Origin of the sequence: Halomonas sp. (assembly GCF_052095695.1) — a bacterium.
GTDB lineage: Bacteria > Pseudomonadota > Gammaproteobacteria > Pseudomonadales > Halomonadaceae > Vreelandella.
The window spans coordinates 1-12,807 of sequence record NZ_JBQDLQ010000094.1 but is presented as its reverse complement, the minus strand read 5'-3'; the positions used below and the strand labels follow the sequence as shown (position 1 = coordinate 12,807).

Below are 12,807 nucleotides of genomic sequence, written 5' to 3'. Positions count from 1 at the left end.
CGGTGAAGCTAACCGTACTGATTATCGGCTGTGGCGATATTGGGATCAACCTTGGACGCGAGTTGCTGGAGGAAGGGCACCGGGTGATTGGCTTACGCCGCAACGTCGAGGCCTTAAAGGGCACCGGGATTAAACCGCTCGCGCTAGACCTGAATAGTCTGGAAGACACCGACGCATCGAGCCTTCCTCACGCTGACTATGTCGTGTATACGGTCAGCGCGGACCGCTTTGAAGAAAGCGCTTATCAAAGTGCTTATCCCGAAGGCTTAAAACGCGTACTGAGCATCATGGCGCAGCACAAAAAGCCGCCGCGCCGGTTGTTTTTTGTGTCTTCGACCAGCGTCCATGGCCAGCAGGAAGGCGAAGTGGTCAACGAGCAGAGCCCCACCGATCCGACTAGCTTCTCTGGCAAGCTAATGTGCGAAGCCGAGCAGGCGCTGATTCATCATTCGCTGCCCGGTACGGTGATTCGCTTCTCCGGTATCTACGGCCCAGGCCGTGACCGACTGATTCATCAGGTCGCCGAAGGTCGCGTGGCCGCGATTACACCGGTGATTTACTCCAACCGCATTCACCGCGACGACTGCACCGGCATTATCGCCCACTTGATTCGTCGCCAGGAAAGCGGCGAGCCGCTGGAAGATATCTACCTCGGCAGCGACTGCGAGCCCGTCACGATGCATAACGTCATGATGTGGCTAGCCCAGCAGTTGAAAGTAGCGGCCACTGAGACGATGCAATCCCCGTTACGCCGCCGCGCCAGCAAGCGTTGCGATAACCAGCGGCTCATCGACGCCGGCTATCAATTCCGCTTCCCGAGCTACCGTGAAGGTTATACACAGGTGCTTAAAGAAAGCGGCTTTTTAGCGGTTAATCCCGTCTAAAATACAGCAGCGTAGTGCAGGCAAAATTAATCGCCGATGATCATCACTGCTTCAGCTTCCACCTGGCTGCCTTTGGGTAGCGCTTTGACGCCGACGGCAGCACGGGCGGGGAAAGGAGCGGTGAAGAACTCTTCCATGACTTGGTTAACAATGGCAAAGTTATCCAAGTCCACCAAGTACAGGTTCAGCTTCACGATATCACTCAGTGAACCTGCCGCTTCGTCACACACGGCCTGCAGGTTGGCAAAGACCTGGCGTGCCTGAGCTTCAAAGTCTTCTGACACAATCGCCATGGTGGCAGGGTCGAGCGGAATCTGACCAGAAAGATAAACCGTGTTACCCGCTTTAATAGCCTGGGAGTAAGGGCCAATAGCAGCAGGGGCTTTGCTGGTGTTGATAACAGCCTTATTACTCATGCGATGTCTCGCTCCTTCAGTTAATAATTAGTCGTTCGAATACGTCGTTAAAATAAGTACTCAGCCAACGCCACCAATAGCAGACGCTACCGATAGTGCATCAGTAGGTCGTGTATAGGGATATTAGTTGGCGAGTCGGGTGATTTTGCCGACATTAGATAGATTACGGATCCGTTTGATAATCCGTGCTAAATGCACTCGCCCTTTCACAGACAGCGTCAGTGTGACCGTCGAAAGGTGAGCATCGCGTTCTTCAATGCCAATACGTTCGATATTGGCATCCGCATCCGTGACTAGTCCAGCAAGCTCAGCCACAAGGCCACGGCGGCTCTCAATTTCAATGCGCAGGGCGACCGGGAAGTCTTCATCTATCGTGTCTGACCACTCCAGCGCGAAGAGCTTGTCGGGATCATTTTTATCGGCAAAGTTCTTATCAACAACGTTTTTACATTCGGCACGGTGTACAACCAAGCCCTTCCCCATGGAAAGATGGCCAACAACCGGGTCGCCCGGCAGCGGGTGGCAGCAGCGCGCAAAGTTGATCACCATGCCTTCACTGCCGCTGATCACTACCGCTTTGCTACCGTCTTCGGTAGCAGGATGCACATAGTGACCGCCGTGTGCGGCGTCCACTAAGCGTCTTGCCACCACCTGCGTCATGCGATTACCCAGCCCCAGTGACTCCAATAGCGACTCTTCAGACGAGACATCCAGCTCTTTAAAGGCCCGTTTGAGCACGCTTTCGTCCAGCTCTTCCAGGCTGGTGTCAAACGGCGCCAGGGCTTTATTGAGCAACCGACGGCCCAACATGACGGCCTCGGTTTGCTGCTGATATTTAAGCGCGTGGCGAATGGCTGAACGCGCCTTCGCGGTAGTTACGAAGTTAAGCCAGGCAAGATTGGGGCGCGCACCAGGGGCGGTGATAATTTCAAGCGTCTGGCCGCTTTCTAAACGCGTAGAAAGCGGCGCCAAGTGGCGATCAATACGGCAGGCGATACAGTTATTGCCGATATCCGTGTGTACGGTGTAGGCAAAATCGATCACGGTTGCTCCCTGGGGAAGCTCCATGATGTCGCCTTTGGGCGTAAACACATAGATATCATCAGGGAACAGGTCATTTTTGACGTGTTCAATAAATTCCAGTGAATCGCCGGCATGGCGCTGCATTTCCAACAGGCCTTTAACCCATGCGCGGGCGCGTGCATGGCTACCTTCAGCAATCGGATGCGAGGTTTGCCCGGCCTTGTAAAGCCAGTGGGCGGCAATACCGTTATTCGCCATGGCTTCCATTTCGCGAGTGCGTATCTGCACTTCGATAGGCATCCCGCGTGAGCCAAACAGCGTGGTATGCAGGCTCTGATAGCCGTTGGCCTTGGGAATCGCGATGTAGTCTTTAAAACGCCCGGGGACCGGCTTATAGAGATTATGCACCACGCCTAAAATACGGTAACAGCTGGCCACATCTTCAGTGATGATGCGAAAACCAAACACATCCATGATCTCGGCAAAAGGCTTACGCTTATCGCGCATCTTTTTATAGATCGACAAGAGATGCTTTTGGCGTCCAATCACGGTGCCATTGAGCCTATCATCATCAAGGCTTTTTTGCAGCGACGACTGAATTTCGCGCATGGCACTACGCCGATGCCCACGAGCGTTAGCGACGGCGCGCTTAATGCGCTCGGCACGCATTGGATGAATGGCCTGAAAAGAGAGGTCTTCAAGCTCGATGCGAATGGTGTTGATGCCTAGCCGCCCGGCAATGCGCGCGTAAATTTCCAGCGTTTCACGGGCAATACGGCGCTTTTTGTCCGGTCTCAGTGCCCCGAGCGTACGCATGTTGTGCAGCCGATCGGCAAGTTTGACGATGATGACGCGAATATCTCGCGACATCGCCAACACCATTTTCTGGAAGTTTTCGGCCTGAGCAACCGCTTTGTCTTCAAAGGTGATTTGGGTAAGCTTTGATACCCCATCCACCAGTTCTGCCACCGGTTTACCAAACTGCTCGGCCAGGGCTTTTTTGGAGACCCCGGTATCTTCGATAACATCATGCAGCATGGCTGCCATCAAACTTTGATGGTCCATGTGCATGTTGGCAAGAATGTTCGCCACCGCTAGCGGGTGGGTAACATAGGGCTCGCCAGAGCGACGCCGCTGGCCATCGTGGGCCTGCTCAGCGTAATAGAAGGCGCGTTTGACCTGCTGGATTTCATCCGGGGGTAAATAGCCGCCGAGTCGGTCAGCCAGGTCATCAATGGTGAACATCTACCGCGCCTCTATCGCTTGCGTTATCGATTTAGTGATAACCGTTAGTCGTCGATATGAGTCGGAGCCATCGCAGGACGCGGACGCACGGCGGCTTCAACAGGCTCGTCAAGAACCGTGTGATCCACCAAGCCTGCCGCAATTTCACGCAGCGCCATCACCGTCGGCTTGTCGTTTTCCCACGGCAGCAACGCATCACGGGAGCCGCGCGCCAGCTGGCGAGCACGCTGGGTAGAAATCATCACCAGCTTGAAACGGTTTTCAACATTTTCAAGACAATCTTCAACGGTTACGCGAGCCATGGGAGCCTTCCTGTTATGACAGAACCAGGCCAGCGCCGTATGGAAAATAAACGGGCCGACCCAGCGGAAAAACGCATTTAACACCGCACTTAAAAACGGCATTTAAAAACAATAGAACCGAACAGATTACTCGATTGCAGGCGCCTGTGACAAGAGCGCAGACAATAGCAAAGCGTGGCGCTCGCTCATTAACGAGCGGCTTAAGCGACGGCTAATGACCAACGACTGTAATTCCTGCAGCGCGGTAGTGAAGTCATCGTTGACGACGAGATAGTCATATTCATGGTAATGAGACATCTCGCTGACCGCTTCGCGCATGCGTCGGGCGATGACCGCATGCTCGTCAGTGCCACGGCTTGATAAGCGCCGCTCCAGCTCATCACGCGACGGCGGTAAAATAAAAATCGATACCGCATCAGGCATTTGCACACGCACCTGATGCGCACCCTGCCAGTCAATTTCAAGAATAACGTCCTGCCCAGCCGTCAGTAATGCTTGTACCGCCTGGCGGGAGGTGCCGTAGTAATTATCGAATACTCTGGCATACTCAAAAAACTCACCGCGCGCGATCATTGTTTCAAACGCGGCCACATCAGTGAAATGGTAATTCACGCCATTCACTTCACCCTCGCGCTTCGCACGGGTAGTGTGCGACACCGATACTTGAATACCATCCAGGCTTTCGATGAGTTCACGCACCAAACTGGTCTTGCCAGCACCCGACGGAGCAGAAACGATAAAAAGCGTACCTTGGGACATGAAACAATTTCCCCAGTTTGCGCAAATAAGTTGCGAAAATAATTTGTGAAAAATAAAGGGCGAAAATAACCAGAACGGCTGCAGGAAAGCAGCAAGGCCGCGCAGTATCGCACACCCATCGCTGCGGCTGTAGGGTTAGTAACAACATACAGGGAGGCAAGCATGCGCAGTACGCTGTTTATATTAGCTTTAATAGCGCTGGGCGTAGCCCTGCAAAAAGAAATTATTGAGATCCCACGCCACTGGGCACCCTGGGCGCCGCTGCACGTTGACGACCCCATTACGCCCATCACTCAGCTCAAGCTCAGCCGCCTGGCGGATGATCGCGCCGGCTGTCTGGCCGCTTTAGATACGGTCCCTGCAAGTGAGCTGCGCTACACGCCACTGGCCGATTACGCCCCCACCGCGAGCTGCCCGCTATCCAATATCGTGCGAATGCAATCAAGCGGCGTCGCTTTTAATCAGAGCTTTGTTGCCTCCTGCCCCATGGCGCTGGCCTGGGTCATGTATGAACGCCACGCGTTACAACCCGCCGCCGAGCAGTTGATGGGCAGCCGCATCAGCCAGGTGAATCATGTCGGCAGCTTTGCGTGCCGGCACGTGTATGGCCGCGAAACCGGCAGGCGCAGCGAACACGCCACCGCTGAGGCGCTGGATGTGGTGGGGTTTCAGTTCGAGAACAACCAGCATATTACGCTGATCAACAATTGGGATGATGAAGGCGAGATTGGGGAGTTTTTACGCGCCGCTCAAGATGGCGCCTGCGATACCTTTGGCAATGTACTGGGGCCCGATTACAACGCCGCGCATGCCGATCACTTTCATATGGGTATGCACGGGTTTCAGCTATGTCGTTAAGGGGCTTGTCGTTGAGAAACTATGTCTCTAACGGGTCAATCAACACTTAGTCGAGATTAATGTCGTCTGAATCAGTAGCGGCGCCCGTGGCAGCACCCACACCACCACCAATAACCGCCCCTTGGGTAACGCTACCACCTGTTACCGCAGCAGCACCGGCGCCCACTGCTGCACCCACCCCTGCACCACTTGCAGCACGCTCGCCAGTGGAAGTACCGCAGCCAGCTAAACCAATAGTTAGCGCCGCCACAGCACCTAGCGTCATTATGCGTGTCGTTTGCAATAACTGAGTATGCATGGTCATCTCCTTATTATGGGTTGCTTCTCGTATACCCTAGAAAAAATTTACCATAATTGCCACTTAATGATCACTGTTCGATAACCATGCAACGCCAAACAACGCTAGACACGCTGGGTCACGACGCCATAAGTGCGCCTTTCCAGCCAGCATCCGCAGGCAAAAATCACCAACCCACAGAACGCCAGACCAGCGCCTACCAGGCCGGTGCTTGACCAGCTAAAGCCTGCGCTGATTGCCAATCCCGCCAACCATGCGCCTAACGCATTGGCGCCGTTAAAAGCCGCGTGGTTAAGCGAGGCCGCCATGGTTTGGGCGTCTTCAGCCACATCCATTAAGCGGGTTTGTAGCGAAGGCGCTAACGCCATACTGGTGCCTACCAAGCCGACACACAAAAGCCCTGTCCAAACGTTATTAGCGGCAAAGTAAAACAGCCCCTGAACAATGCCACACCACAGCAAGATGCAAGGGATTGCGCGCATGAGGTTTTTATCTGCCATGCGGCCACCGATTAAATTACCGGCAATTGAGCCCAGCCCGAAAATCACCAGCACCAACGGGCCCAGTGCTTCGCTCATGCCCGCTTGCTGAGTCAATGTTGGCATTACATAGCTAAAAATAGCGAACATGCCGCCGCAGCCAATACAGGCGAGGGCCAAAGTGACCAAGACGCGCTGTTTCAGCAACGCAGACAGCTCACGTACAGGGCTGGCGCCTGTATCCACCGGCTGAACCGGTACATAGAGACGTATTAGCAGAGCGGTAAGCAGGGCAATTCCCCCCACACCCACAAAGGCGATTTGCCAGCCAAACTGGTTGCCTGCCCACGTGCCTAGCGGCGCCCCGATCAAAATAGCGACCGTTAATCCCAGCATCACCCTGGAAATAGCGCGTGCCCGTTGATCCACCGGCACCGCCCCGGCCGCGACTAGCGCCGCGATGCCAAAGTAGGCACCGTGCGGTAAGCCCGCGAGAAAACGCAGGCCCACAAATGACCAGAAACTCGGTGCCATAGCGCTAGCAATGTTGCCCACTGCAAACACCAGCATCAGCACGATTAATAACAGCCGCCGAGGCGCGCGGGCGGCCAGCGCTGAAATTAGCGGCGCCCCCACCACAACACCCAGCGCGTAGCTGCTGATCGCGTAGCCCACTTGAGGAACCGTCACGGCTAAATCGCCCGCCACGCGGTTCATCAACCCCATGATGACGAATTCGCTAGTCCCTATCCCAAACCCGCCCAGCGCCAACACAAATTCGGCCAGACGCGGCTTGCGCGCCAGCCCTTGAGACGACGATGCTGTCGAATCCTGCATATTTATCTCCTAGCGGTACTGCACTGCTGGCACCTTGATTAGCGCAAATGATCGCAGGATTAGACGAAAGTATAAATACGCCACGTTCAAAAAAATTAGCAGGCAAAAAACGTTTGCCTGCCCTACTAGCGTTCATTGAGCTTTATCGACCGGCCTGTGCACAATACTGTTCACTTAATCCTGTTCACTTAACTGTTTATTTCTTCAATAAGGCGAAGGCGATGACACTCGATACCATTGAGCACGCCATGTCGGCACTTGCTGAGGTCGACCCCGATATTGCCCGCGCATACCCATTGGTCGGCGCGCCTAGCCCACGCCAACGTGATCAGGGTTTTGCAACGTTCTTCAGTACCATCGTTAGCCAACAGCTTTCCACCGAGGCCGCTCGTGCGATTATGGGCCGCGTTAGTACGCTGCTGCCAGAACTGCACGCCAAAGCGATCATGGAAGTAGAGGGCCAAGCGCTGCGCGATGCCGGGCTCTCCTGGCGGAAAATTGAATACGCCAAGGGGCTGGCAGAAGCCGAACTCACCGGCACCTTTAGCGCCGATGGGCTTGAAAAGCTAAGCGATGATGACGCCATCGCCGCGATTACCGAGCTACGCGGTTTTGGCCGTTGGAGCGCTGAGATTTACCTAATGTTTTCTCTCAACCGTCCGGATATTTTTCCTGCCGACGACCTGGCCCTGCGCGTAGCCTTGGGGCGCCTGAAAGGGATGGATGACAAACCCACGCCCAAACAGGCGCGCCAAATGATAGAACACTGGGCGCCTTGGCGCAGCGTGGGCTCGCTGTTTCTATGGCACTACTATCGCGGCGAGCCGCTGTAGGCGCTAAACGTCCAACCCACCAAACTTGCCATTCTGATAATCCTCCACCGCCTGGGCAATCTCTTCGCGGGTAGTCATCACAAAGGGGCCATGGGAGCAGACAGGTTCGTCTATCACTTCCCCGTGGCCAAACAGCAGGCGTGCATCGCTGCTGGCTTCGATGTTGAGGTGTTCGCCTTCACGGTCTACTTCGATCAGATGGTGAGATTGAACGGGTTCGCCTCCTACCTCAACGTTTCCCTCCACCACGTAGAGAAACACCTGCCGCCCAGGTACTACAGGTAACTGTTCATTCGCCCCCGCAGGCAGCCGTAGGGTCGACATAAAGACACCGGTTAAGGTCTCTATAGGGCCAACGCTTTCCTGCCACTGCCCGGCAATCAGGTTCAGCTCGCCGCCGCCCGGTAGCGCAATAGCGGGAATGGACGCTTCTTGTAGACCCACGTAGCGCGGTTCGCTCATCTTCAAACGCGCCGGTAGATTGACCCACAGCTGCAGAATCTCCAGCGGGCCGCCGTCGCGTAAAAACTCGGGTGGCGAAATTTCCGCATGCACAATGCCGCTGCCCGCGGTCATCCACTGTACGCCGCCCGCGTGGATCACGCTTTGATGGCTGGCGCTGTCCGCATGCGCCAGCGAACCTTCCAGAATAAAAGTGACCGTTTCAAATCCGCGATGCGGATGCGGGCCAAACGGCAGCCCCCGGTTATTGGCCGGGTATGTCTGCGGGCCGTGGTGATTCAAAAACAAAAACGGATCGAGCTGATCCAAACCAGGCCCCGGCAGTGGCCGCCGGGTGACCAAATCACCAATATCATCGCGCTGGGCGGGGTGCTGGGCGATGACGCGGCGCACGGATTGGGTAGTGTCTGATAACATAACGTACTCCTTTATCTATACCGCCCAGCGTAAAACCTAAAGCCGCGGATAAGGAGCGAATAATTTGCCCCGTTTCATTGCAGGAAATTGTTACGTGCCATCGCAACTACCCCCTGCTTAGAACTCCGTCACCACCGTCACCCCCGCTCCTCCAAATTTATCCATGTTCATCAGCGCATCAATCGACTGCTCAAGAGTAATCCGCTTGCCGATAAGCTGCTCAGGCGCCAGCTTTCCAGACTGGATCATCGCCAGCATGGCGTCATAGCGATGCGCCTGCATGCCATGGCTGCCGAGTATTTCAAGCTCGTGGGCAATGACCTTACTCATGGGAATAGCGGGCGTGCTGTTTTCAGCCAACATCAGCCCCACCTGAATATGCTTGCCGCGTTTACGCAGGTTGCTGATGGAGTTAAAGCAGGTCGTCGGGTGCCCTAGCGCATCCAACGATACGTGAGCGCCTCCCCGGGTTATCTCCGCCACCGCTTCCACCACATTGGCCACCTTGGCGGCATTCACGGTGGCAGTAGCGCCCAGCTGACGGGCCAGCTTAAGCGCCTCTTCCGAAATATCGATGGCGACAACGTTAGCCCCGATGGCGTTGGCAATCATCACGGCGGATAGACCAACACCGCCGCAGCCGTGAACGGCCAACCACTGCCCGGCCGATGTTTGGCCCTGATCGACTACCGCCCGAAAGGAAGTGACAAACCGACACCCCAGGCTAGCCGCGGTCGCGAAGTCGAGCGTCTCTGGCAATGCAACCAAATTCACATCAGCATAGTGAATACCCACATACTCAGCAAAGGAGCCCCAGTGGGTAAAGCCTGGCTGAAACTGGCTATCGCACACCTGATGGTTGCCCGAGTGACACTCTGGGCAAGTGCCACAGCCACCCACGAACGGCACCGTGACGCGGTCGCCAATGCGCCACTGCTTTACGTCTTTACCAACGGCTTCGACTACGCCTGCCAGCTCATGCCCCGGCACATGAGGAAGCTGGATATCAGTATCGTGCCCCACCCAGCCGTGCCAATCGCTGCGGCACACGCCGTTCGCCATCACCTTCACCACCACGCCGTGGGGTTCAGGCGTAGGGTCGGGCAACTGCTGTATGCGTGGTGGGGCAGAAAACTCCTCGAATACGACGGCTTTCATAGGGTTCTCCTGAACGCGTTAGCGGCAAGTTGAGTACGGCCACTATAGCGAGCCCTGCCCGAAATTACGTTTCCTTCTGATGGACATTCCCCGCCATTTTGAAGCACTCTTTCATATAAAATGGATAAATCAAAAGGAGCTTTCAATATGAGCGAACTAGATAAAAAGGATGCCAAATTGGCCGCGTTACTCCAAGCCGATGGGCGTGTCTCTAACGCGCAGTTGGCCGAGCACCTTCATCTGAGCGAAGCCACCTGCTGGCGACGCCACAAACGCCTGGAAACTCTCGGCGTGATCGAAGGCTATCAAGCCATCCTCAATCGTCGCAAAGTGGGCGCCAGCGTCATGGCATTCGTGCAGATCACCTGCACCCAGCACAGCGAAACCGCAACGGCAGAGTTCGAGCGCATCATCCAGGCCAGCTCCCGGGTACTAAGCTGCCACAACACCACCGGCGAGGCCGATTTTTTACTGCAAGTGGTGGCCAAAGACCTGGACGACTACAGCCACTTCGTCGAAACGGTGCTGCGCCAGCTGCCAGGGGTATCGAGCATCCGCTCCAATCTCTCGCTGCGCGAAATGAAAGCGACCAGCCACCTGCCGGTCGGGGAGCTGCTGGGGCTATAAACAAGCCAGTTAGGAATCGAGTGCTCGTTGACGTAATTAGCACCTTCCCTACCTTGGCAAGAGAACCAGGGGTTTTTAGCCAATTAGCGATTATTGGCCGCCAACGCTTAGCCGTCCCACTACCTGAAACGAATCATCCGTTGGGCGCACCACGATCATCTCACCTGAGCCCACGCCGCCGCCCACCAACGCCGTAATGTTCACCTGATGGGTGATTAGCAGCAAATTGCCCGCCCCCTGCCAAGCTGATATCTGCTCCTGAGCGGTTTGAGTAATTAGCGCCTCCGCGAAAAAACGAATCTAACCAGGGAGTAGGCTCTACAGGCCCCAGCGCCATCAACTCCGCGGTATCCAACGCCCGGCACCAGCTTGATGAATACACCGCCGCAATGGAGATATCCTGCTCACGCAATGCACGACCAGCAGCTTGCGCCTGAGCACGACCCGCCGCTGAAAGATTGCGCTGCGTCTCGCAGCGGCCACGCTCAAAGCCTGGCGGGTCGCCAATGCCAGGAGCCAGGGAGTGCCGCATTAGAATTACCAAGCCGCCCTCATTAAGCGCCTGCCAAGTTGTTTCGTTTGCCTGGACGCTGGTGGGCAGGATGCTCAGCACAGCGAGCAGCAGGATTAGCGTGAGATGACGTAAGGTGGGCATGGAGAGGCGTCCTTAAATCGGCAAAATTTGATATTGTTACACCTAAGCCAACTGACATTAGTCTATGAAGCCAAGGGTTAAGCCTATGACCGAGCAGAGCCCAATCGCTTTTAGCAACCTTGTTAACGCGATTACCCAACAGATAGAGCAAGCCCGCGGGCAGGTGCGCCAAGCCGTGAATACGGCCATGGGACAAAGCTACTGGGAAATAGGCCGTTTAATTGTCGAGCACGAACAGCAAGGCAATAGCCGTGCCGAGTATGGTAAGCAGCAGCTACAGCAGCTCTCGCACCAGCTTACCGAGCGGCTGGGCAAGGGCTTTGATGTCACCAACTTGCGTAATATGCGCCGCTTTTATCGAGCCTTTCCAATTCGGGAGACAGTGTCTCTCGAATTGAGTTGGTCACATTACAATCTGCTGGCGAAGGTAGAAAACCAAAGTGCGCGAACGTGGTATCAACAAGAGGCCGAACAGCACAGCTGGAGTGTTCGCGCTCTAGAACGCCAGATTAGCACCCTCTATTACGAGAGACTGCTGGCCAGCCAAGACAAATCCCTAGTAAAAGCCGAAGCCCAACAAAACACCCAGCCACTGGCAGAAAGCGCTAAAGACTATCTGCGTGATCCCTACATTCTGGATTTTCTTAATCTGCAGGATAAAACCTATCAGGAAAGCCAGCTAGAGCAGGCCATTATCAGCAACCTGCAGCAGTTTTTACTGGAATTAGGCAAAGGCTTTGCCTTTGTGGAGCGCCAGCAACGCATTCGCTTTGACGACGAAGATTTCTACATCGACTTGGTATTCTACAACTTCAAACTGAAGTGCTTTTTGCTGGTGGATCTAAAACTCGGCAAGCTCAGGCATCAGGATATCGGCCAAATGGATACCTACGTGCGCCTATACGATGAGCAGCGCAAAGGCAGCGACGACAACCCCACTATTGGCTTGATGCTATGCAGTGAAAAAAGCGAAGCCGTGGTCAAGTACTCGGTGCTGGCCGAGCAAAAACATCTGTTTGCGGCGAAGTACCTGCCGTATCTGCCCTCTGAAGATGAACTTAAACGCGAGCTAGAGCGCGAACGGGCTCAGGCCGTTGAACAGCTTCAGCAGCAAGAGCTGGGCAATGAGTTATCGGCAACGAAAAAAAGATACAATAGCATCTAAAATCAGCCCAAAACAGCCAGAATAGACATAGTAATATCCATCCCAGGAATAACAACCTAAGCTCCGTTTTCTACTGCTAGACAATACCGACATGCAGGAAGTCTTTGCAGCCCACGTAGGCTTAACCAAGCACTCTCTATTTGATTAGTATGAGTTTTTATGCCGCAGCAGCGACAAAGCCAGATTAAATAGATTTGGAGTGTAAATGTAATGACAACGCCTCTACTGAACCACCCCGGCTTTACCGGAGACTCCATATATTGAGAGGATGGAGTTATGAACTCACCAAAACGATATTCCCCAGAAGTCCGAGAGCGAGCTGTTTGATTAGTCCTTGAACAGCAAGGCGAATACCCGTCCAAGTGGGCGGCGATCTGCTCCATTGCCAG

The 12,807-nt window shown here is 54.8% G+C and carries 14 protein-coding genes; 5 read left to right on the top strand and 9 right to left on the bottom strand.

Translation table 11 applies throughout. The features are described 5' to 3' along the window. Positions 1 to 2: 2 nt before the first annotated feature. Complete coding sequence (locus ACTH5D_RS15040) at positions 3 to 884, top strand: SDR family oxidoreductase (protein ID WP_441672649.1); 882 nt, start codon at positions 3 to 5, stop codon at positions 882 to 884. A gap of 26 nt (positions 885 to 910) precedes the next feature. Here the strand turns inward: ACTH5D_RS15040 and ACTH5D_RS15035 are convergent, their stop codons facing one another. From ACTH5D_RS15035 to gmk, 4 genes are all read right to left on the bottom strand, one after another. Further along, on the bottom strand, positions 911 to 1,300 hold the full coding sequence (locus ACTH5D_RS15035) for a RidA family protein (RefSeq protein ID WP_441672647.1): 390 nt from the start codon (positions 1,298 to 1,300) through the stop codon (positions 911 to 913). A gap of 123 nt (positions 1,301 to 1,423) precedes the next feature. Next, positions 1,424 to 3,568 carry a RelA/SpoT family protein gene (locus ACTH5D_RS15030; protein WP_441672645.1) on the bottom strand — a complete coding sequence of 715 codons (2,145 nt, stop codon included), beginning with the start codon at positions 3,566 to 3,568 and terminating at the stop codon, positions 1,424 to 1,426. Positions 3,569 to 3,612: 44 nt separating this feature from the next. Continuing rightward, positions 3,613 to 3,870: a DNA-directed RNA polymerase subunit omega gene (rpoZ, locus tag ACTH5D_RS15025; RefSeq protein WP_007112267.1), complete on the bottom strand. Its 258-nt coding sequence runs from the start codon at positions 3,868 to 3,870 to the stop codon at positions 3,613 to 3,615. Between the two features lie 126 nt (positions 3,871 to 3,996). Beyond that, on the bottom strand, positions 3,997 to 4,629 hold the full coding sequence (gene gmk, locus ACTH5D_RS15020; protein WP_441672642.1) for a guanylate kinase: 633 nt from the start codon (positions 4,627 to 4,629) through the stop codon (positions 3,997 to 3,999). Positions 4,630 to 4,791: 162 nt separating this feature from the next. Between gmk and ACTH5D_RS15015 the strand changes: the two genes are divergently transcribed. Continuing rightward, positions 4,792 to 5,487, top strand: coding sequence for an extensin-like domain-containing protein (locus tag ACTH5D_RS15015; RefSeq protein ID WP_441672640.1), 696 nt, complete (start codon positions 4,792 to 4,794; stop codon positions 5,485 to 5,487). Between the two features lie 46 nt (positions 5,488 to 5,533). On the opposite strand, the gene ACTH5D_RS15010 is transcribed toward ACTH5D_RS15015, so the two are convergent. Further along, on the bottom strand, positions 5,534 to 5,785 hold the full coding sequence (locus ACTH5D_RS15010) for a hypothetical protein (protein ID WP_441672638.1): 252 nt from the start codon (positions 5,783 to 5,785) through the stop codon (positions 5,534 to 5,536). A 104-nt stretch (positions 5,786 to 5,889) separates the two neighbouring features. Beyond that, entirely contained in the window at positions 5,890 to 7,101 is a 1,212-nt protein-coding gene (locus ACTH5D_RS15005; protein ID WP_441672636.1) for an MFS transporter, read from the bottom strand. Between the two features lie 221 nt (positions 7,102 to 7,322). On the opposite strand from ACTH5D_RS15005, the gene ACTH5D_RS15000 reads away from it, so the two are divergent. Then, positions 7,323 to 7,934 carry a DNA-3-methyladenine glycosylase family protein gene (locus tag ACTH5D_RS15000; protein ID WP_441672635.1) on the top strand — a complete coding sequence of 204 codons (612 nt, stop codon included), beginning with the start codon at positions 7,323 to 7,325 and terminating at the stop codon, positions 7,932 to 7,934. A gap of 3 nt (positions 7,935 to 7,937) precedes the next feature. On the opposite strand, the gene ACTH5D_RS14995 is transcribed toward ACTH5D_RS15000, so the two are convergent. Both ACTH5D_RS14995 and ACTH5D_RS14990 read right to left on the bottom strand, forming a co-directional pair. Continuing rightward, entirely contained in the window at positions 7,938 to 8,813 is an 876-nt protein-coding gene (locus ACTH5D_RS14995) for a pirin family protein (RefSeq protein WP_441672633.1), read from the bottom strand. Between the two features lie 117 nt (positions 8,814 to 8,930). After that, positions 8,931 to 9,971, bottom strand: a complete 1,041-nt coding sequence (locus ACTH5D_RS14990) for a zinc-dependent alcohol dehydrogenase family protein (RefSeq protein WP_441672631.1) — start codon at positions 9,969 to 9,971, stop codon at positions 8,931 to 8,933. A 147-nt stretch (positions 9,972 to 10,118) separates the two neighbouring features. Here ACTH5D_RS14990 and ACTH5D_RS14985 point away from each other — a divergent pair, with 147 nt between their 5' ends. Then, complete coding sequence (locus ACTH5D_RS14985; protein ID WP_441672629.1) at positions 10,119 to 10,598, top strand: Lrp/AsnC family transcriptional regulator; 480 nt, start codon at positions 10,119 to 10,121, stop codon at positions 10,596 to 10,598. A gap of 160 nt (positions 10,599 to 10,758) precedes the next feature. Here the strand turns inward: ACTH5D_RS14985 and ACTH5D_RS14980 are convergent, their stop codons facing one another. Then, positions 10,759 to 11,253: a histidine phosphatase family protein gene (locus ACTH5D_RS14980; protein ID WP_441672627.1), complete on the bottom strand. Its 495-nt coding sequence runs from the start codon at positions 11,251 to 11,253 to the stop codon at positions 10,759 to 10,761. A gap of 85 nt (positions 11,254 to 11,338) precedes the next feature. Here ACTH5D_RS14980 and ACTH5D_RS14975 point away from each other — a divergent pair, with 85 nt between their 5' ends. Then, positions 11,339 to 12,418, top strand: a complete 1,080-nt coding sequence (locus ACTH5D_RS14975) for a PDDEXK nuclease domain-containing protein (RefSeq protein ID WP_441672625.1) — start codon at positions 11,339 to 11,341, stop codon at positions 12,416 to 12,418. Positions 12,419 to 12,807: the final 389 nt, after the last annotated feature.

Bases quoted from the DNA above. Each gene is read 5' to 3' on its own strand.
- ACTH5D_RS14990 (WP_441672631.1), bottom strand. From the start codon at position 9,971: ATGAAAGCCGTCGTATTCGAGGAGTTTTCTGCCCCACCACGCATACAG.
- ACTH5D_RS15010 (WP_441672638.1), bottom strand. From the start codon at position 5,785: ATGCATACTCAGTTATTGCAAACGACACGCATAATGACGCTAGGTGCT.
- rpoZ (WP_007112267.1), bottom strand. From the start codon at position 3,870: ATGGCTCGCGTAACCGTTGAAGATTGTCTTGAAAATGTTGAAAACCGT.
- ACTH5D_RS14985 (WP_441672629.1), top strand. From the start codon at position 10,119: ATGAGCGAACTAGATAAAAAGGATGCCAAATTGGCCGCGTTACTCCAA.
- ACTH5D_RS15035 (WP_441672647.1), bottom strand. From the start codon at position 1,300: ATGAGTAATAAGGCTGTTATCAACACCAGCAAAGCCCCTGCTGCTATT.
- ACTH5D_RS15015 (WP_441672640.1), top strand. From the start codon at position 4,792: ATGCGCAGTACGCTGTTTATATTAGCTTTAATAGCGCTGGGCGTAGCC.
- ACTH5D_RS15000 (WP_441672635.1), top strand. From the start codon at position 7,323: ATGACACTCGATACCATTGAGCACGCCATGTCGGCACTTGCTGAGGTC.
- ACTH5D_RS15005 (WP_441672636.1), bottom strand. From the start codon at position 7,101: ATGCAGGATTCGACAGCATCGTCGTCTCAAGGGCTGGCGCGCAAGCCG.
- gmk (WP_441672642.1), bottom strand. From the start codon at position 4,629: ATGTCCCAAGGTACGCTTTTTATCGTTTCTGCTCCGTCGGGTGCTGGC.
- ACTH5D_RS14995 (WP_441672633.1), bottom strand. From the start codon at position 8,813: ATGTTATCAGACACTACCCAATCCGTGCGCCGCGTCATCGCCCAGCAC.
- ACTH5D_RS14980 (WP_441672627.1), bottom strand. From the start codon at position 11,253: ATGCCCACCTTACGTCATCTCACGCTAATCCTGCTGCTCGCTGTGCTG.
- ACTH5D_RS15030 (WP_441672645.1), bottom strand. From the start codon at position 3,568: ATGTTCACCATTGATGACCTGGCTGACCGACTCGGCGGCTATTTACCC.
- ACTH5D_RS14975 (WP_441672625.1), top strand. From the start codon at position 11,339: ATGACCGAGCAGAGCCCAATCGCTTTTAGCAACCTTGTTAACGCGATT.